This window comes from Streptomyces sp. NPDC051452, assembly GCF_044454765.1.
GTDB lineage: Bacteria > Actinomycetota > Actinomycetes > Streptomycetales > Streptomycetaceae > Streptomyces.
In genome coordinates this window covers 150,354-168,826 of sequence record NZ_JBITEB010000020.1, presented here as the reverse complement: position 1 = coordinate 168,826, position 18,473 = coordinate 150,354, and the positions used below count along the sequence as shown (strand labels likewise).

Genomic DNA, 18,473 nt, shown 5'->3' with positions numbered 1-18,473 from the left:
TTCTCACCGTCGATGATCCGCCGCTTCAGCCGCTCCTCCAGCGGCAGCGCCGCCAGCTCCTCGGCCTTGCCCGCCTTCAGCGACTTCGCCGTCGCACCCTCGAACAGCGCCATCAGCTTCTGCAGCGGGTCGTAACCCTCCGCACGACGGTCGTAGATCAGATCCAGCGCCGTGGCCACCTCCTCCTCGCTGAACCGGGCGATCGGCAGGATCTTGGAGGCATGCACGATCGCCGAATCCAGACCCGCCTTGACACACTCGTCCAGGAAGACGGAGTTCAGCAGGATCCGGGCGGCCGGATTCAGACCGAAGGAGATGTTCGACAAGCCCAGCGTGGTCTGCACGGCCGGATGCCGCCGCTTCAGCTCACGGATCGCCTCGATGGTGGCCACCCCGTCCCCACGGGACTCCTCCTGACCCGTGCAGATCGTGAAGGTCAGGGTGTCGACGAGGATGTCCTCCTCACGGATGCCCCAGTTCCCCGTCAGATCCTCGATCAGCCGCTCGGCGATCTCCACCTTCTTCTCCGGCGTACGGGCCTGACCCTCCTCGTCGATGGTCAGCGCGATCAACGCGGCACCGTGCTCCCGCGCCAGCCCCGTCACCTTCGCAAACCGCGAGTCCGGACCGTCACCGTCCTCGTAGTTCACCGAGTTGATCACCGCCCGGCCGCCGAGCTTCTCCAGACCCGCCCGGATGACGTCGACCTCCGTGGAGTCCAGCACGATCGGCAGGGTCGAAGCGGTGGCGAAACGACCCGCCAGCTCCTCCATGTCGGCCACCCCGTCCCGGCCGACATAATCCACACACAGATCGAGCAGATGGGCACCCTCACGGATCTGCTCGCGCGCCATCTCCACACAGTCGTCCCAGCGGCCCTCCAGCATGGCCTCCCGGAACTTCTTCGAACCATTGGCGTTCGTCCGCTCACCGATCGCCAGATACGAGGTGTCCTGCCGGAACGGAACAGACTGATACAACGAGGCGGCACCCGCCTCCGGACGCGGATCACGCACGCCCGGCACCACACCCCGGACCCGTTCGACCACCTGCCGCAGATGCTCCGGCGTCGTACCGCAACAACCGCCGATGAGCGAGAGACCGTACTCGCGGACGAACGTCTCCTGGGCGTCGGCCAGCTCGGGCGCGGTCAGCGGGTAGTGGGCGCCGTTCTTGCCCAGGACCGGCAGACCCGCATTGGGCATGCAGGACAGCGGCACGCGCGCGTTGCGGGCGAGGTAGCGCAGATGCTCGCTCATCTCCGCCGGGCCGGTGGCGCAGTTCAGGCCGATCATGTCGATGCCGAGAGGTTCCAGCGCGGTCAGCGCCGCACCGATCTCGGAGCCCAGCAGCATCGTGCCCGTCGTCTCCACGGTCACCGACACGATGACCGGCACGTCGAGGCCGAGGGCGTCCAGGCCACGGCGGGCACCCAGCACCGCCGCCTTGGTCTGCAGCAGGTCCTGGGTGGTCTCCACGAGCAGCGCGTCCGCGCCACCGGTGACCAGACCCTCGGCATTGCGCTGATACGCGTCACGCAAAGTGGTGTAGGGGGCGTGTCCCAGAGTGGGCAGCTTCGTGCCCGGACCGATCGAGCCCAGCACCCAGCGCGGCCGGCCGTCCCGGCCGGTGAACTCGTCCGCGACCTCACGGGCCACCCGCGCACCCGTCTCCGACAACTCGAACACCCGCTCGGGGATGTCGTACTCACCCAACGCCGAGTGGTTCGCCCCGAACGTGTTCGTCTCCACACAGTCCACGCCCACCGCGAAGTACGCCTCGTGCACCGAACGCACGATGTCGGGACGCGTCACGTTCAAAACCTCGTTGCAGCCCTCCAGCTGCTGGAAGTCATCAAGGGTCGGCTCCTGCGCCTGGAGCATCGTGCCCATCGCTCCATCGGCCACCACCACACGGGTGGCGAGCGCCTCACGAAGCGCGGACACACGGGTCCGGATGTCGGCGGAAGGGGACGTTGGCGACGAGGCCATGAAGGGGCTCCCTGGAGTGCGACGGCTGTCGGCTATGCGGTTTCCCTGACAAGCGGGTATGCCGCACGGCGCCAGACTAACCGGGAGTCGGCTTGGATGGGCAGCGACGTCCACAGGGCGGACTCGGACGGCGCTCGCGCCGCGCCGAGGTCACCTGGGATGTAACAGGAGTCGACCGATCATTGGCGGGCGGTCGACATGGACCGGTAGTGTTCGACATTGCCGAACGAGGGTTAGCGAGACGTACGACGGGTGTACGACTGCGGTCGACACCGGCGGACGGCGTCGACCGGCGTTCGTCGGCGAGTCGAAGGGGACGGAGGCAGGACGGCGATGGCACGGAACATCCAGTCGCTCGAACGGGCGGCCGCGATGCTGCGGCTGCTCGCGGGCGGCGAGCGACGGCTCGGCCTGTCGGACATCGCCTCGTCGCTGGGCCTGGCCAAGGGCACCGCCCACGGCATCCTGCGCACCCTCCAGCAGGAGGGGTTCGTGGAGCAGGACGACGCCTCCGGGCGCTATCAGCTGGGCGCGGAGCTGCTGCGGCTGGGCACCACCTATCTGGATGTGCACGAGCTGCGGGCGCGGGCCCTGGTGTGGACCGACGACCTGGCCCGCTCCAGCGGGGAGAGCGTGCACCTGGGTGTTCTGCACCAGCAGGGCGTACTGATCGTGCACCACGTCTTCCGGCCCGACGACAGCCGGCAGGTGCTGGAGATCGGGGCGATGCAGCCGCTGCACTCCACGGCGCTCGGCAAGGTGCTGTCGGCGTACGACCCGGTGGCGCACAGCGAGGCGCTGGACACCGAACGCAAGCCCTTCACGGACCGCACGGTGTGCGGCGCCGGCGACTTCGAGCACCTGCTGGACATCACGCGCGCGCGTGGCTACGCGGCCGATGTCGAGGAGACCTGGGAGGGGGTGGCGTCGATCGCCGCGCCCATCCACGACCGGCGCCGTATGCCGGTGGGCGCGGTCGGGATCACGGGCGCCGTGGAGCGGCTGTGCCGGGAGGGCGAGCTGCGTCCCGAGCTGATCGCCGCGGTGCGGGACTGCGCCCGTGCCGTCTCCAGGGACCTGGGCGCGGGCCGCTTCTGAGCACCGGGCTCCGGGTGCGGGGCCCCTCGAGGGAAGGACCGGGACGCCGGGCGGCGTTCCGGTTCTCGCCCTACCCTGAAATGGACATAAAGGGTGAGAAGGTACGTCAGCGCATGAAGAGCGATAACCGACAGCGATCAATAACGATCCTGCTTTCGATAACAGAACTCTTGACGCACGCGTAACGCCGAAGCAAGACTCCCGTCCATCGGTCGGCATTGTCGAACACCTACCGGCAATACGCGCTAGAGTGTGACAACGCCAGAGGCCGGAACATCGCTCTCACCCCCGAGGGCACCAGACCCCCGGCGGGACCCGGGGTTCGGCTATCCCCTGGACGAAGGACAAAGGAGTCGCGGGTGTCCAGCTCCGACATCTTCATCGGCGAGACCATCGGTACCGCCATACTCATCCTGCTCGGCGGCGGCGTCTGCGCCGCCGTGACGCTCAAGGCCTCCAAGGCCCGTAACGCCGGCTGGCTCGCCATCGCCTTCGGGTGGGGTTTCGCGGTCCTGACGGCCGTCTACATCTCCGGCCCGCTCTCCGGTGCCCACCTCAACCCCGCGGTCACCGTCGCCCTCGCCATCAAGGACGGCGACTGGACGAACGTCCCGACCTATCTCGGCGGCCAGCTGCTCGGCGCGATGATCGGCGCGACCCTGGTGTGGGTGGCGTACTACGGCCAGTTCCACGCGCACCTGACCGACAAGGAGATCGTCGGCGGTCCGGGCGCCCAGGACACCGCGGCCAAGGCCGTCGAGGCCCAGGAGCAGGCCGCCGGCCCGGTCCTCGGCATCTTCTCCACGGGCCCGGAGATCCGGAACGTGGTGCAGAACCTGGCCACGGAGATCATCGGCACGGTGGTCCTGATCCTCGCGGTCCTCACCCAGGGCCTGAACGACAAGGGCAACGGCCTCGGCATCATGGGCGGCCTGATCACCGCGCTCGTGGTCGTGTCGATCGGTCTCTCGCTCGGCGGCCCCACGGGCTACGCGATCAACCCGGCCCGTGACCTCGGCCCGCGTATCGTGCACGCCCTGCTGCCCCTGCCCAACAAGGGCGGTTCCGACTGGAGCTACGCCTGGATCCCGGTGGTCGGTCCGCTGATCGGCGGCGCCATCGCCGCAGGCATCTACAACGTCGCATTCGCCTGAGAAGCCCAGGGAAACACCGAGACTTCGCGCACGCGCCGTACGTACAGCCCATCACCACGGATCTTCAGGAGCACACAGTGACCGACGCCCACACCGCAGGCCCGTTCATCGCGGCGATCGACCAGGGCACCACCTCCTCGCGCTGCATCGTGTTCGACCGGGACGGCCGGATCGTCTCCGTCGACCAGAAGGAGCACGAGCAGATCTTCCCCAAGCCGGGCTGGGTCGAGCACAACGCCAACGAGATCTGGACCAACGTCCAGGAAGTCGTCGCCGGGGCCGTCGAGAAGGCCGGCATCACCCGCGACGACATCAAGGCCATCGGTATCACCAATCAGCGCGAGACGACCGTGCTGTGGGACAAGAACACCGGTGAGCCCGTCCACAACGCCATCGTCTGGCAGGACACCCGCACCGACGCCCTCTGCCGGGAGCTGGGCCGCAACGTCGGCCAGGACCGCTTCCGCCGCGAGACCGGTCTGCCGCTGGCGTCCTACTTCGCCGGGCCCAAGGCCCGCTGGCTGCTCGACAACGTCGACGGCCTCAAGGAGCGCGCCGAGGCGGGCGACATCCTCTTCGGCACCATGGACAGCTGGGTCATCTGGAACCTGACCGGCGGCGCCAACGGCGGCAAGCACGTCACCGACGTCACCAACGCCTCGCGCACCATGCTCATGAACCTGCACACGATGCGGTGGGACGAGAAGATCGCCGAGTCGATCGGCGTGCCGATGCAGATCCTGCCCGAGATCCGCTCCTCCGCCGAGGTGTACGGCGAGGTCACCGGCGGCAAGCTCGGTGAACTGCTGGGCGGCATCCCGGTCGCCTCGGCGCTCGGTGACCAGCAGGCGGCCCTGTTCGGCCAGACCTGTTTCTCCGAGGGCGAGACCAAGTCGACGTACGGAACCGGCACCTTCATGGTGATGAACACCGGCTCCAAGATCATCAACTCCTACGCCGGTCTGCTGACCACCGTCGGCTACAAGATCGGTGACCAGCCGACGGTGTTCGCCCTTGAGGGGTCCATCGCCGTCACCGGCTCGCTGGTGCAGTGGATGCGCGACCAGATGGGCCTGATCTCCACCGCCGCCGAGATCGAGACGCTCGCGCTCTCGGTGGAGGACAACGGCGGCGCCTACTTCGTGCCGGCCTTCTCCGGTCTGTTCGCCCCGCACTGGCGCTCCGACGCCCGTGGTGTGATCGCCGGCCTGACCCGGTACGTGACCAAGGCGCACCTGGCGCGCGCCGTCCTGGAAGCCACCGCCTGGCAGACGCGGGAGATCGCCGACGCCATGGTCAAGGACTCCGGCGACGAGCTGGTGACCCTGAAGGTCGACGGCGGCATGACCTCCAACAACCTGCTGATGCAGACCCTCGCCGACGTTCTGGACGCACCGGTGGTGCGCCCGATGGTCGCCGAGACCACCTGCCTCGGCGCCGCCTACGCCGCCGGTCTGGCCGTCGGCTTCTGGTCCAGCACCGACGAGTTGCGCGCCAACTGGCGCCGGGCCGCCGAGTGGACCCCCCACATGGACGCGGAGACCCGCGACCGTGAGTACAAGAGCTGGCTCAAGGCCGTCGACCGGACCATGGGCTGGATCGAGGACGAGAGCTGAGCTGAACTCCTACAGCTCTGACGAGGAGTAAGTACCAAACATGACCAGTCAGTCCACCCTGCAGTCCGTGCCTGCCCTGGGGACGCACCCGGCCTCCGGCTCCAACCCGAGCCGGGCCGAGACCAGGGAGCAGCTCTCCAAGGCGTCGTACGACCTTCTTGTGATCGGCGGCGGCATCCTGGGTATCTCCACCGCCTGGCACGCCGCGCAGTCCGGGCTCAGGGTGGCGCTGGTCGACGCCGGCGACTTCGCCGGTGCCACCTCCTCCGCCTCCTCCAAGCTGCTCCACGGCGGTCTGCGCTACCTGCAGACCGGCGCGGTGAAGCTGGTGGCGGAGAACCACTTCGAGCGCCGTGCGGTCTCCCGTCAGGTGGCCCCCCACCTGGCGAACCCGCTCACGTTCTACCTCCCCGTGTACAAGGGCGGGCCGCACGGCGCGGCGAAGCTCGGCGCGGGCGTCTTCGCCTACTCCGCGCTCTCCGCCTTCGGTGACGGCGTCGGTCATCTGCTGTCGCCGGCGAAGGCGGCGCAGGACGTGCCGGAGCTGCGCACCGAGAACCTGAAGGCCGTGGCCGTGTACGGCGACGACCAGATGAACGACGCGCGCATGGCGCTGATGACGGTCCGCGCGGCCGTCGAGGCGGGCGCGGTCGTGCTGAACCACGCCGAGGTCACCGGTCTGCGCTTCACCCGGGGCCGGGTGACCGGTGCGGATCTGCGGGACGGGACGAGCGGCGACGAGTTCGGGGTGAACGCCCGTCTCGTCCTGAACGCGACCGGTCCGTGGGTGGACCACCTGCGCCGGATGGAGGACCCGGGCGCGGCGCCGTCGATCCGGCTGTCCAAGGGCGCGCACCTGGTGCTCAAGCGCACCTCGCCGTGGAAGGCCGCGCTGGCGACCCCGATCGACAAGTACCGCATCACGTTCGCCCTCCCGTGGGAGGACATGCTGCTGCTCGGCACCACCGACGAGGAGTACGAGGGCGACCCGGGGGACGTGTCGGTCAACGACCAGGACATAGCCCAGATACTCGACGAGGCCGCGTTCTCGGTCCGGGACCAGCAGCTGCGGCGTGACCTGATCACGTACGCCTTCGCCGGTCTTCGGGTGCTGCCGGGCGGTCCCGGCGACACGGCGAAGGCCAAGCGCGAGACCGTCGTCACCGAGGGCAAGGGCGGCATGCTGTCCGTCGCGGGCGGCAAGTGGACGACCTTCCGGCACATCGGCCGCACGGTGATGCAAAAGCTGGAGCAGCTGCCCGGTCATCCGCTCGGTGACGACTTCGAGCCGATCTCCTCGCTGCCGAAGAAGCTTCCGCTGCCGGGTGTCGCGAACCCGCGCGCGGTCGCGCACCGTCTCCTGGTGGACTATCCGGCGCCCGGTCCGCGGATGGCCGCCGACACCGCCAGGCATCTGGCGACCCACTACGGCTCGCTGGCCTTCGACATCGCGCGACTGGCGAACGAGAGCCCGGAGCTGGCCGAGCGCGTCCACCCGGACGCGCCGGAGATCTGGGCGCAGGTCGTCTGGGCGCGTGACCACGAGTGGGCCGAGACCCAGGACGACGTGCTGCGCCGCCGCACGACGCTGACGATCCGGGGCCTGGCCACGGACGAGGTCCGGGCCAAGGTCCAGGACCTGCTCGACAAGAAGTAGTCCCGCCCCGGCGGTTTCGACAGGGGCGGCTCCCACCGAGGGAGCCGCCCCTTTCGCATGCCCGGGCCGGGATCCGGGCCCGAGGCCCTCTTCCGTCGCCGACCCTCGGGTGCTTGTCTCGGTATCCGGCTTTCCTTCCAGTCCCCTGGAGTCGCTGCCATGACCTTGTTGACGACCTGGCCGGAGTCCGGTCCCGGGACCGTGGTCCGCCGCACCTCGGACCCCGCCGAGATCGCCGCCGCCCTCAAGCCGCTCGGTGTGCGCTACGAGCGCTGGCCGGTCCGCGAGGAGGTGCCGTTCGACGCCGACAGCGAGACGGTGTTCACGGCGTACGGGCCGGAGATCGACCGGCTGACCGCCGAGGAGGGCTTCACCACCGTCGACGTGCTCGGCCTGCACCCCGGTGACGACCCCGAGTATCCGGTGAGGGCGAAGGCGGCCCGTGAGAGGTTTCTGCGGGAGCACACGCACGACGACGATGACGAGGTCCGATTCTTCGTCTCCGGCTCCGGCATCTTCTATCTGCACGCGGACGGCGAGGTGCACGCCGTCCTCTGCGAGAAGGGGGACCTGCTGGGTGTGCCGCGCGGCACCACGCACTGGTTCGACATGGGCACGAGGCCGTCGTTCACCGCGATCCGCTTCTTCCACGAGGAGGACGGCTGGATCGGCAACTTCACCGGCTCCGACATAGCCGCCCGCTTCCCGGACTACGACACCGTCGCCGCCGGGTACGCGCGGGACGAGGGAGCCGCGTGAGCGCGTGCTTCGACGTGGACGCGGTGGTGCTCGACATCGAGGGCACCACGAGCGCCACCGGCTTCGTGGTGGACGTGCTCTACCCGTACTCCCGCTCCCGGTTCGCGGCGTTGCTCACCGAACGCGCCGCCGAGCCCGCGGTGGCGCGGGCGGTGGCCCAGGTGCGGGAGCTGACGGGCGAGCCGGACGCCGACGCCGTACGGATCGAGAAGACACTGAACGCCTGGCTCGACGAGGACCGCAAGGCGACCCCGCTGAAGACCCTTCAGGGCATCGTGTGGGCGGAGGGTTTCGCGTGCGGCGACCTGGTCGCGCACTTCTTCGACGACGTGGTGCCGGCGCTGCGGTCCTGGCACGCGGCGGGCCTGGGGCTGCATGTGTACTCGTCCGGTTCGGTGGCGGCGCAGCGGGCGTGGTTCTCCTCGACCCCGTGGGGCGATCTGCTGCCGCTGCTCGGCGGTCTGTACGACACGGACAACGCGGGGCCCAAGCGGGAGCCGGAGTCGTATCGCCGTATCGCCGCGGCGACCGGGGTGGCGCCGAAGCGGCTGCTGTTCCTCTCCGACCGGCCCGGTGAGCTGGACGCGGCCCGGGAGGCGGGCTGGCGGACCGTCGGGGTACGGCGGCCCGGGGAACCGTACGAGGCGGGGGGCGTCGGTGACCACCCCGAGGTGAGGACGTTCGACGAGATCACCGTGGGGAGGGTCGCCGGATGACCGCCGATGTCGGCGCGCTCGACCTGAAGGAGGCGGGGGCGGTCCTCGCCGCGGAGGCGGCCCGGTTCGCCGCCTTCGGATGGATGCGGGGCACCTCGGGGAACCTGTCCGTGGTGCTGTCGCGGGATCCGCTGCGGCTCGCGGTCACCGCGAGCGGTCACGACAAGGGGGAGCTGGGACCGGACGACGTGGTGCTGGTGGACGAGCGGGGTGCCGCCGTGCGGGGCGGCAGGCCGTCGGCGGAGGCCCAATTGCACGCCCGCGTGGCGGCGCTGACGGGCGCAGGCGCGGTGGTGCACGTGCACACCGTGGCGTCCGTGGCCATGGGCCGCCGGGAGCCCGGCGGGATCGTGTTCCGGGATCTGGAGATGCTCAAGGGCATCGGGCAGCCGGCCCACGGCGTCGAGGTGAAGCTGCCCGTCGTCGCCAACAGCCAGGACATGACGGAGCTTGGCGACCGGCTGGCGGCCGCCCGGGATCCCCGGATGCCGGCGGTGGTGGTCGCCGGGCACGGACTGTATGTCTGGGGCGCCGATCCGCGGCAGGCCCGGCACCACACCGAAGTGGTCGAGTGGCTGCTGGAGTTGACGCTCGCGGAAGGGTAGGGGCGACGGTGACGGCGGCTGGGGCCTTGGGAGGAAGGCCCTAGGTCCTGTCTGACAATTCGCGTCGTCGCCCGAAGGGCGGCCGCGCGGCGTCAGGTGCGTGCTCTGGGGGTCCCCCCGGCCGGAGGCTGGGGGAGTGCCGGCCCCAGGCCCTCGTACTGGACGTACTCGGGTCTGGGGCCGGTGCGGCGAGTGGGGGTCCCCCCGGCCGAAGGCTGGGGGAGCGTGCATGGCGTCGCGCGGCAGACGCGAATTGTCAGACAGGACCTAGCGCAGCCGCTGTCCCGGCAGTTCCCCCGTCGACACCTCGAGTACGCCGCGCTCCGTGACCAGGCCCGTCACCAGGCGTCCGGGGGTGACGTCGAACGCCGGGTTGTGGCCCGGTGATCCGGCGGGGGCCGTTCGCAGGCCGCCCCATTCCAGCACCTCGGTCTGGTCCCTGAGTTCGATGTGGATGTCGTCGCCGGTGGCCGTGGAGAGGTCGACCGTGGTCGTGGGGGCGGCCACCAGGAAGGGGATCCGGGCGTAGGAGCAGGCCAGGGCCACTCCCACCGTGCCGACCTTGTTGGCGGTGTCTCCGTTGGCCGCGATGCGGTCGGCGCCCACGATCGCCGCGTCGACGGCGCCCCGCAGGATCGTGCCGGCGGCGGCGCCATCGGCCTGGACGTAGTGCGGTATGCCCTCCTGCGTCAACTCCCAGGCGGTGAGCCGCGAACCCTGGAGCAGTGGGCGGGTCTCGTCGGCGTACACGATCTCCAGCCGTCCGCGCGCGTGCAGTTCCCGGATGACGCCGAGCGCCGTACCCCACCCGGCCGTCGCGAGTGCGCCGGTGTTGCAGTGGGTCAGGACGCGCAGCGGGCGGTCCACGGCGACGCGTTCGATCAGCCAGTCGGCGCCGTACGCGCCCATCGAGCGGTTGGCCTCGACGTCCTCGCGCTGGATCGCGGCCGCCTCCGCCAGGACCGCTGTGAGGCCGTGCGGCAGGCGCGCGGCGACCCGGTCGACGCTGACCATGAGGTTGACGGCGGTGGGCCGTGCGCCGCGGATGCGGGAGATCGCCCGGAGGACTTCGCCGTCGGTCCATCCCTCCCGCTCGCCTTGGAGCAGCGCGAGCGCGACGCCGTAGCCGCCTGCGGCGCCTATCGCGGGCGCGCCGCGCACCACGAGCCGCCGGATGGCGTCGACCAGGGTGTCGACATCGCGGACGTCCACGGTTTCGGTGCGGTGCGGCAGGCGCGTCTGGTCGATCAGAGCGAGGCCGCTGCCCGTCCAGTGGACGGCGCGCAGTTCCTGGGGCATGACGTGCCACTCCTGCCGTTGCGATGACGTCCGACACCGAACACGACCGTGCAGCACCCTAGTTCGAGGGGACGGCGTGGGTCTCGGGAACGGGACGACGCATGGACGCGGTACGGGCGGGCGGCCACTCGCGGTGGGCCGGGGGTGTTCGTCGGTGGTGAACGGGGCAGTGATCCGTTCACCGGCCCGTGTGAGGGGGCTGCGGACGCCCCCGCCGGACGCCGTAAGGTTGGTGAGTCAGGCGAGGGCACGTCGGAAGGAGGCACTGGGTGATCGAGCTGGAGGGGGTTCCCGAGCTGATCGACCCAGTCATGGTGGCCGCGTTCGAGGGCTGGAACGATGCCGGCGACGCCGCCTCCACGGCGGTCGCGCATCTGGAACGCGAGTGGAAGGGCGAGGTGTTCGCGGCGCTGGACGCCGAGGACTACTACGACTTCCAGGTGAACCGCCCCACGGTGTTCATGGACGGCGGCGTGCGCAAGATCACATGGCCGACGACCCGGTTGTCGGTCGTCCGCGTCGGCGGCGAGAAGCCCCGCGATCTGGTGCTGGTGCGCGGTATCGAGCCGTCGATGCGCTGGCGCTCGTTCTGCAACGAGCTGCTGGGCTTCGCGCACGAGCTGGGTGTGGAGCTGGTGGTGGTGCTGGGCGCCCTGCTCGGTGACACCCCGCACACGCGTCCGGTGCCGGTCAGCGGGGTGACGTCCGACGCGGACCTGGCACAGCGGATGGACCTGGAGGAGACCAAGTACGAGGGGCCGACGGGCATCGTCGGCGTCCTGCAGGAGGCGTGCGCGCACGCCGGTGTCCCGGCGGTGTCGCTGTGGGCGGCCGTGCCGCACTACGTCTCCCAGCCGCCCAATCCGAAGGCCACCCTGGCGCTGCTGAACCGTCTGGAGGACCTGCTGGACCTGCGGATTCCGCAGGGGGAGCTGCCCGAGGACGCGCGTGCCTGGCAGGTGGGGGTGGATCAGCTGGCCGCCGAGGACAGCGAGGTCGCCGAGTACGTCCAGACGCTGGAGGAGGCCCGGGACACCGCCGAGCTGCCGGAGGCGTCGGGTGAGGCGATCGCCCGCGAGTTCGAGCGGTATCTGCGCCGTCGGGACGTGGGCCCGCCGGGCGGTCACGCGACGGCGGACGGCGGGGAGGGCGGTTCCTTCCTGCGGGACAACCCGAGCGGTAAGGGGCGGCCGCCGAAGCCGCCCAGGCCCGGCGCCGCCGAGAGCGACGACGGGGACGAGGGCGACACCTCCGAGGAGTGAGGCCGAAGGGCGCGGTACGCGGGACGCGTACCGCCCTTCGGCCGTTCGGAGCGGTTGCGGGGAGGCATCCCCGCGGGGCGCCCTTGCGGGCGGGCTTCGGGGGCGACCTTCCGGGCTGGGGGGTGCCTTACGGCCGTGCGGGGGCGGCGCCCGGTGAGGGTGCCGCCCCCGCACTCCTCGTGCCGGGGTGTCCCGCGCTAGAGGGCCACGCCCAGCAGGGCGTCCACGGCCCGGGTGACCAGGCCGGGGGCGCCGGTGTCGGTGCCGCCGTCGCGCTCCTGACGGGCCGCCCAGCGGTCGATGGCGCGGAGCGCGGTGGGCGCGTCCAGGTCGTCGACCAGGGCCTCGCGGATCTCCTCCACGAGTGCGTCGGCGGACGGGCCGTCGGGCCGGGAGACGGCCGCGCGCCAGCGGTCGAGGCGGGCGACGGCGTCCTGGAGGATCCGGTCGGTCCACTCCCAGTCGGCGCGGTAGTGGTGGGCCAGCAGGGCGAGCCGGATGGCGGCCGGGTCGACTCCGTCGCGGCGCAGCTGCGAGACGAAGACGAGGTTGCCCCTGGACTTGGACATCTTCTCGCCGTCCAGGGCGACCATGCCGGCGTGGACGTACGCCTTGGACATGGGGAACTCGCCGGTGAGGACCTGGGCGTGCGAAGCGCCCATCTCGTGGTGCGGGAAGGCGAGGTCGGAGCCGCCGCCCTGGACGTCGAAGCCCATGCCGAGGTGGTCCAGGGCGATGGCGACGCACTCGATGTGCCAGCCGGGGCGTCCCCGGCCGAGGAGGCCGCCGTCCCAGCTGGGCTCGCCCTCGCGGGCCGCCATCCAGAGGATGGGGTCCAGCGGGTTCTTCTTGCCCGGGCGGTCCGGGTCGCCGCCGCGCTCGGCGGACAGCAGCCGCATGGCGGCCGCGTCGAGGTTGGAGACCTGGCCGAAGTGCGGGTCGGACTCGACGGAGAAGTAGATGTCCCCCTCCAGCTCGTAGGCCGCGCCGAGGTCGCGCAGCCGCTGGACGAGCGGGACGATGCCGGGTATCGCCTCGACGGCGCCTATGTAGTGCCGCGGCGGGAGCATCCGCAGGGCGGTCATGTCCTCGCGGAAGAGCGCGGTCTCCTTCTCGGCGAGGGCGACCCAGTCGACGCCGTCCCGCTCCGCTCGTTCCAGCAGCGGGTCGTCGACGTCGGTGACGTTCTGGACGTAGTGGACCTGCCGCTTGGTGTCGAGCCACACGCGCTGAACGAGGTCGAACGCGTTGTAGGTCGCCGCGTGACCGATGTGGGTCGCGTCGTACGGGGTGATGCCGCAGACGTAGATACGGGCGACGGGACCGGGGTCGAGGGTGACGAGGCCGCCGGTCGCGGTGTCGTGGATCCTCAGGTCGCGGCCCTGACCAGGCAGGGCGGGGACCTCGGAAGCGGGCCAGGCATGCATGTACATGAGCCTAACCGGCGGCGAGCTGCGTATACGAACGGGATCGGACCGGATGGCCGGTTCGGCGCCCTTGCGGGCCGCGCCGCACTGTGCTGGTGCCGGGGCGGGGCGTCCTCGCGCCGGGGCCCCGCCCTCGGCGTGGTCAGACCGGCGGCCAGGGAATGGCGGGCCACTCCCCGTTCGGCTCCGGGTGGCGGCCGGAGGCGAGCAGCGCGTCGACACGCGCGCGCGTGGCGTCGGTCTCGGCGGGCGTGACGAGGGTGGCGAGCCGCTCGCCCAGCGGTCCGCCCAGGGCGTCCCGCAGCCCCTTGAGGACGTCGACGGCCTCCGGGGTGAGGGGTTCCCCGGCCCAGCCCCACAGCAGGGTGCGCAGCTTGTTCTCGGCGTTGAAGGTGACGCCGTGGTCGATCCCGTAGAGCCGCCCGTCGGCGGTGGGCAGCAGGTGGCCGCCCTTGCGGTCGGCGTTGTTGATCACCGCGTCGAGGACGGCGAGGCGGCGCAGCCGCTCGTCGTCGGCGTGCACGAGCAGTGCGGTGCGGCCCTCGCCGACCTCGGCGAAGCCGATCGCCTTCCAGCCGGGCCCGGGCTCCTCGCCGTCGACCAGGGCGAGCAGCTCCGCCTCGGCGTGGACGTCGATCCACAGCTGGCACATGCCTTCGCCGTACGGCCCGTCGCGCAGCACGGTCGGCGGGACGAGCCCCCAGCCGGTGGCCTCGCACACCTCGTAGGCGGCCACCTCGCGGGCCGCGAGGGTGCCGTCGGGGAAGTCCCACAGTGGGCGCTCCCCGGCCACCGGTTTGTACACGCAGGAGGCTTCCCGGCCGTCGAGGGCGACCGTGCAGAAGAGGGCCGCGTTGGACGCCTCGCGGATCCGGCCGCGTACGGTCAGTTCACCTCGCGCGAGCAGCTCGGCGAGGTCCGTGTCGGCGGCCGTCACGCTCCCCGGCGGTATCCGTTCTGGCGCGGACATACGTGTCCTTCCGGGTCGAGCGGGAGGCTGCACAGCGGGCACGGCGGCCGCCCGGCGTTGACGACGTCGAGGGCGCGCTTGGCGAAGGCCCGGGCCTGGGCGCCGGTGAGCCGGACCCGGAGCATCGGGGGTCCGTTCTCCTCGTCCTGGAGCAGGCGCTCCTCGGCCTCGGCGAGGTCTTCCTCGGTATCGGCGTCCAGTTCGACGAGGGCCTGTGCCTCGACGATCATGCGCTGGTCCTCGCCGTCCCAGGCCAGGGCCATGGTGCCGACGCGGAACTCCTCCTCGACGGGCGCCTCCAGCGGGGCGGTGTCGGAGATCTCCGAGGGGGTCACGGCGGGCACGGCGGCGCTGCCGCCGCTACGCCGTACGACCTCGTCGAGCAGTTCTTCCATGCGTTCGGCGAGTGCGGCGACCTGGGTCTTCTCCAGGACCACGCTGGTCACCCGGGGGCCTGCGGTGGCCTGGAGGAAGAACGTACGGCGCCCGGGCAGTCCGACCGTGCCGGCCACGAAACGGTCCGGTTGGTCGTAGAGGAACACCTGACGGGACACGTCCTGTCTCCATGGGATTCGAGAGGTTCGGCGGTGCGGGCCATGCGGCTGGGCGGGTGGGTGGATCGCTTCACCCTACTGCGGGCGACGATCACGGTGCGCCCGCACCACCCCCGACCGGTGCGTCGCCCTCGCCGGAGTCCTCGCGCGGGGCGAGTGCGGCGAAGTTCCCGGTGTCGCCGAGGCGGACGACGTAGGGCCTGAGGCGGGTGTAGCGGATCGCGGTGATGGAACACGGTTCCACGGAGATCCGCTGGAAGAGGTCGAGATGGAGTCCGAGGGCGTCCGCGACGAGGGACTTGATGATGTCACCGTGGGAGCACATGAGGTAGACGGCGTCGGCGCCGTGGTCGCGCTCCACGCGCGCGTTCCACTCGCGTACGGCCTCGGCGGCTCGGGTCTGCATGGCCCTCATGGACTCGCCGCCGGGGAAGGCGGCGGCCGACGGGTGGGACTGGACGACCTCCATCAGGGGTTCGTCCGTCAGCTCGGCGAGCTTGCGGCCGGTCCAGTCGCCGTAGTGACACTCCCCGATCCGCTCGTCGGTGTGGGCGCGCAGTTCGGGACGGGCCTCCAGCAGCGGCCGTACGGTTTCCTGACAGCGCTGCAGGGGACTGAGGACGGCCTCGGAGATCGGCAGGCCCGCGAGCCGGCCGGGCAGCGCGGCGGCCTGTGCGGCGCCGCGCTCGTCCAGGGCGACGTCCGGCGTCCAGCCGGCGAGGACCCCGGAGGTGTTGGCGGTGGAACGTCCGTGCCTTAGAAGGATCAGCGTGGGCATGCGGCAAGGGTAGGTGTTCACCACCGGGCGGTGGTGGGCGGGCGAAGGGAGAATGCGCCGCGTGATCGTTGACTGCGCCATCTACCGGCACGGGCACCGCACCGAGGGCCCGGAGGACCTGTCCGACGCGCTGGACGAGGCGCGGGCGGCGGGCGGTTTCGTCTGGATCGGGCTGCACGAGCCGTCGGAGCGGGAGTTCGACCTCGTCACCCGCGAGTTCGGGCTGCATCCGCTGGCGGTCGAGGACGCGCTTAAAGCGCATCAGCGGCCCAAGCTGGAGGTCTACGACGACTCGCTGTTCCTCGTGCTCAAGCCGGTCACGTACGAGCCGGAGGGCGACACCGTCTCGACCGGCGAGATCATGATCTTCATCGGGGACTGTTTCGTGGTGACCGTCCGGCACGGTGAGGGTTCGCCGCTGGCGGATGTGCGGCACCGGCTGGAGAAGGAGCCCGAGATGCTGGACAAGGGCCCCACCGCGGTCATGTACGCGGTGTCCGACGCCGTCGTCGACCGCTATCTGGAGGTGGCGACGGAGCTGCAGACCGACCTGGACGAGCTGGAGGCGGAGGTGTTCCAGCCGGAGACCGGCGGCTCGCGCAACACCGCGTCCCGGATCTACGCCTTCAAGCGGCAGGTCCTGACGTTCCGCCGGGCCACCGGGCCGCTGACGGTGCCGATGACCCGGCTGGCGGGCGTGGGCCAGTTCGGCGGCGACGTGCCGTTCGTGCACGACAAGGCGCGGCCCTTCTTCCGGGACGTCAACGACCACCTCGCGCGCGTGAACGAGTCCGTGGACGGCCTGGACCGGCTGGTGTCGGACATCCTGTCGGCCCATCTGGCGCAGACGAGCGTGCGGCAGAACGACGACATGCGGAAGATCTCGGCGTGGGCGGCGATGGCCGCGGTACCCACGATGATCGCGGGGATCTACGGCATGAACTTCGACCACATGCCCGAGCTGCACTGGGTGTGGTCGTACCCGGCGGTGATCCTGGTGATGGGGGCGCTGGAGATGGTGCTGTACCGGCTGTTCAAGCGGCGCGGGTGGCTCTGAGCCGGGGTCGGTTCGGGCGGTCCGGCGCCGGCGTGACCGGTCTCGACTCGGGCGAATGCGGGCATATGGGAGCCGCGACAAGTGTGCGGACAGACTCTGCCGGATGAAGGACCGCGCGGGTCGTAACCGGGCGGCGCCGGGCGCGTTGTTCCCCGTGACGGCCGTGGCGGGGAAGACCCCCGAGCCCCCACCACGGCCGCTGACCTTCCCTCCCGAATGGGCCGTTCTCTCGGACAAGGCCGCCCGGGGTCGGGGGACGCCGCATGGCCGGACCCCGCGACCCCGGCAAGATCCGGAAGAGAGGCCCTCAGGGCCGGTCGTGGATGTGCGCCCTGCGCCCTAAGCGAGGCCGGCACGCTCCAGCGCCTCGCTGCCGGCCCGCAGGGAGGCGAGCCGCTCGTCGAGCGTGAAGCCGGCCGGGGCGAGGCTGAGGGTGGTCACCCCGGCGGCGGCGTAGGCCTTCATCCGGTCGGCGATGCGGTCGACCGAACCCAGCAGCGTGGTCTTGTCGATGAGGTCCTGCGGGACCGCGGCGGCGGCGCCCTGCTTGTCCCCCGACAGGTACTTCCGCTGGATCTCGGCCGCCTCCTTCTCGTAACCCATGCGCTGCGCGAGCTGGTTGTAGAAGTTCTGCTTGGCACTGCCCATGCCGCCGACGTACAGCGCGGTGTAGGGGCGGAAGGTGTCTGCGAGGCGGGCCACGTCCCGGTCGTCGCCGACGGCCAGCGGCAGCGTGGGACAGACGTCGAACCCGTCGAGGGTCTTGCCCGCCTTCTCGCGCCCGGCCCGCAGGTACTTGAGGGTGGTGTCCTCGAGGTGTTCGGCGGCGGGGAAGATCAGCAGCGCGCCGTCGGCGATCTCGCCGGTCTGCTCCAGGTTCTTCGGACCGATCGCGGCGATGTACAGCGGGATGTGCTCGCGCTGCGGGTGCACGGTCAGCTTGATCGGCTTGCCCGGGCCGTCGGGCAGCGGAAGCGTCCAGTGCTCGCCCTCGTACGTCAGCCGCTCCCGGGTCATCGCCCGACGGACGATCTCCACGTACTCGCGTGTGCGCGCCAGCGGCTTGTCGAACTTGACGCCGTACCAGCCCTCGGAGACCTGGGGCCCGGAGACGCCGAGACCGAGCCGGAACCGGCCGCCGGAGAGGGAGTCGAGGGTCGCGGCCGTCATCGCGGTCATCGCCGGCTGGCGGGCCGGGATCTGGAAGATGGCCGAGCCGACGTCGATGCGCTCGGTCTGCGCGGCGACCCAGCTGAGCACGGTGGCCGCGTCGGAGCCGTACGCCTCGGCGGCCCAGCACACCGAGAAGCCCAGCCGGTCGGCCTCCTGCGCCACGGCCAGATTGTCCCCGTCCATTCCGGCACCCCAGTAGCCGAGGTTGATCCCGAGTTGCATGGCCGAATCCCCTTACCCGTGAGTAACGTCGTGTGGCGCCGACCTTAGCGCGGGGGTACGGCCCGCGGGCAGGGCACGGCCGGGACAGAGGGCCGGATCACGCGGTCCGAGGCGGCCCCGAGCGGGCCGGTCGAG

Annotated in this window: 16 protein-coding genes; 9 read left to right on the top strand and 7 right to left on the bottom strand. The window is 71.0% G+C overall.

All coding sequences use genetic code 11. The features are described from left to right. Nucleotides 1-1,991: homocysteine S-methyltransferase family protein (locus ACIBA9_RS33905; RefSeq protein WP_399369099.1), on the bottom strand; the 1,991-nt coding region annotated here is incomplete at its 3' end. Nucleotides 1,992-2,324: 333 nt separating this feature from the next. Between ACIBA9_RS33905 and ACIBA9_RS33900 the strand changes: the two genes are divergently transcribed. The 7 genes from ACIBA9_RS33900 to mtnB all read left to right on the top strand — a co-directional run bounded on the left by ACIBA9_RS33900 (nt 2,325) and on the right by mtnB (nt 9,596). Continuing rightward, complete coding sequence (locus tag ACIBA9_RS33900) at nt 2,325-3,089, top strand: IclR family transcriptional regulator (RefSeq protein WP_399369097.1); 765 nt, start codon at nt 2,325-2,327, stop codon at nt 3,087-3,089. Between the two features lie 359 nt (nt 3,090-3,448). Next, complete coding sequence (locus ACIBA9_RS33895) at nt 3,449-4,243, top strand: MIP/aquaporin family protein (RefSeq protein ID WP_399369095.1); 795 nt, start codon at nt 3,449-3,451, stop codon at nt 4,241-4,243. 77 nt (nt 4,244-4,320) lie between these two features. Next, complete coding sequence (gene glpK / locus ACIBA9_RS33890) at nt 4,321-5,859, top strand: glycerol kinase GlpK (protein ID WP_399369093.1); 1,539 nt, start codon at nt 4,321-4,323, stop codon at nt 5,857-5,859. Between the two features lie 40 nt (nt 5,860-5,899). Then, on the top strand, nt 5,900-7,516 hold the full coding sequence (locus ACIBA9_RS33885) for a glycerol-3-phosphate dehydrogenase/oxidase (RefSeq protein ID WP_362160883.1): 1,617 nt from the start codon (nt 5,900-5,902) through the stop codon (nt 7,514-7,516). A 159-nt stretch (nt 7,517-7,675) separates the two neighbouring features. Further along, nucleotides 7,676-8,275, top strand: coding sequence for a 1,2-dihydroxy-3-keto-5-methylthiopentene dioxygenase (locus ACIBA9_RS33880; RefSeq protein WP_399369091.1), 600 nt, complete (start codon nt 7,676-7,678; stop codon nt 8,273-8,275). Beyond that, nucleotides 8,272-8,991: an acireductone synthase gene (gene mtnC, locus ACIBA9_RS33875; protein ID WP_399369089.1), complete on the top strand. Its 720-nt coding sequence runs from the start codon at nt 8,272-8,274 to the stop codon at nt 8,989-8,991. Before ACIBA9_RS33880 ends, mtnC begins: the two co-directional genes overlap by 4 nt. Then, nucleotides 8,988-9,596 carry a methylthioribulose 1-phosphate dehydratase gene (mtnB, locus tag ACIBA9_RS33870; RefSeq protein ID WP_399369087.1) on the top strand — a complete coding sequence of 203 codons (609 nt, stop codon included), beginning with the start codon at nt 8,988-8,990 and terminating at the stop codon, nt 9,594-9,596. The genes mtnC and mtnB overlap by 4 nt, the downstream gene beginning before the upstream one ends. A 267-nt stretch (nt 9,597-9,863) precedes the next feature. On the opposite strand, the gene mtnA is transcribed toward mtnB, so the two are convergent. Continuing rightward, nucleotides 9,864-10,895, bottom strand: coding sequence for an S-methyl-5-thioribose-1-phosphate isomerase (gene mtnA, locus ACIBA9_RS33865; protein ID WP_399369085.1), 1,032 nt, complete (start codon nt 10,893-10,895; stop codon nt 9,864-9,866). A 269-nt stretch (nt 10,896-11,164) separates the two neighbouring features. Here mtnA and ACIBA9_RS33860 point away from each other — a divergent pair, with 269 nt between their 5' ends. Beyond that, nucleotides 11,165-12,157 (top strand): PAC2 family protein, encoded by a 993-nt coding sequence (locus tag ACIBA9_RS33860; protein ID WP_399369083.1) that lies wholly within the window; start codon nt 11,165-11,167, stop codon nt 12,155-12,157. A gap of 197 nt (nt 12,158-12,354) precedes the next feature. Here ACIBA9_RS33860 and mshC read toward each other — a convergent pair whose 3' ends face one another. From mshC to ACIBA9_RS33840, 4 genes are all read right to left on the bottom strand, one after another. Next, nucleotides 12,355-13,584, bottom strand: a complete 1,230-nt coding sequence (mshC, locus tag ACIBA9_RS33855) for a cysteine--1-D-myo-inosityl 2-amino-2-deoxy-alpha-D-glucopyranoside ligase (protein ID WP_399369082.1) — start codon at nt 13,582-13,584, stop codon at nt 12,355-12,357. Nucleotides 13,585-13,726: 142 nt separating this feature from the next. Then, on the bottom strand, nt 13,727-14,554 hold the full coding sequence (locus ACIBA9_RS33850) for an SCO1664 family protein (protein ID WP_362160867.1): 828 nt from the start codon (nt 14,552-14,554) through the stop codon (nt 13,727-13,729). Continuing rightward, nucleotides 14,518-15,108 carry a DUF3090 domain-containing protein gene (locus tag ACIBA9_RS33845; protein ID WP_362160864.1) on the bottom strand — a complete coding sequence of 197 codons (591 nt, stop codon included), beginning with the start codon at nt 15,106-15,108 and terminating at the stop codon, nt 14,518-14,520. The genes ACIBA9_RS33850 and ACIBA9_RS33845 overlap by 37 nt, the downstream gene beginning before the upstream one ends. Nucleotides 15,109-15,199: 91 nt before the next feature. Then, the gene (locus ACIBA9_RS33840) at nt 15,200-15,886 is read right to left on the bottom strand and encodes a histidine phosphatase family protein (protein ID WP_393901951.1); all 687 of its coding nucleotides are present in this window, start codon (nt 15,884-15,886) and stop codon (nt 15,200-15,202) included. Between the two features lie 61 nt (nt 15,887-15,947). Here ACIBA9_RS33840 and corA point away from each other — a divergent pair, with 61 nt between their 5' ends. Beyond that, complete coding sequence (gene corA, locus ACIBA9_RS33835; RefSeq protein WP_399369079.1) at nt 15,948-16,943, top strand: magnesium/cobalt transporter CorA; 996 nt, start codon at nt 15,948-15,950, stop codon at nt 16,941-16,943. A 339-nt stretch (nt 16,944-17,282) separates the two neighbouring features. Here the strand turns inward: corA and ACIBA9_RS33830 are convergent, their stop codons facing one another. Beyond that, nucleotides 17,283-18,338, bottom strand: a complete 1,056-nt coding sequence (locus tag ACIBA9_RS33830) for an LLM class F420-dependent oxidoreductase (RefSeq protein ID WP_362160857.1) — start codon at nt 18,336-18,338, stop codon at nt 17,283-17,285. Nucleotides 18,339-18,473: the final 135 nt, after the last annotated feature.

What these genes read in the sequence shown, in the direction of transcription:
- ACIBA9_RS33850 (WP_362160867.1), bottom strand. Translation starts at nt 14,554, where the DNA reads ATGTCCGCGCCAGAACGGATACCGCCGGGGAGCGTGACGGCCGCCGAC.
- mshC (WP_399369082.1), bottom strand. Translation starts at nt 13,584, where the DNA reads ATGCATGCCTGGCCCGCTTCCGAGGTCCCCGCCCTGCCTGGTCAGGGC.
- ACIBA9_RS33900 (WP_399369097.1), top strand. Translation starts at nt 2,325, where the DNA reads ATGGCACGGAACATCCAGTCGCTCGAACGGGCGGCCGCGATGCTGCGG.
- mtnA (WP_399369085.1), bottom strand. Translation starts at nt 10,895, where the DNA reads ATGCCCCAGGAACTGCGCGCCGTCCACTGGACGGGCAGCGGCCTCGCT.
- ACIBA9_RS33840 (WP_393901951.1), bottom strand. Translation starts at nt 15,886, where the DNA reads ATGCCCACGCTGATCCTTCTAAGGCACGGACGTTCCACCGCCAACACC.
- mtnB (WP_399369087.1), top strand. Translation starts at nt 8,988, where the DNA reads ATGACCGCCGATGTCGGCGCGCTCGACCTGAAGGAGGCGGGGGCGGTC.
- ACIBA9_RS33880 (WP_399369091.1), top strand. Translation starts at nt 7,676, where the DNA reads ATGACCTTGTTGACGACCTGGCCGGAGTCCGGTCCCGGGACCGTGGTC.
- ACIBA9_RS33885 (WP_362160883.1), top strand. Translation starts at nt 5,900, where the DNA reads ATGACCAGTCAGTCCACCCTGCAGTCCGTGCCTGCCCTGGGGACGCAC.
- ACIBA9_RS33830 (WP_362160857.1), bottom strand. Translation starts at nt 18,338, where the DNA reads ATGCAACTCGGGATCAACCTCGGCTACTGGGGTGCCGGAATGGACGGG.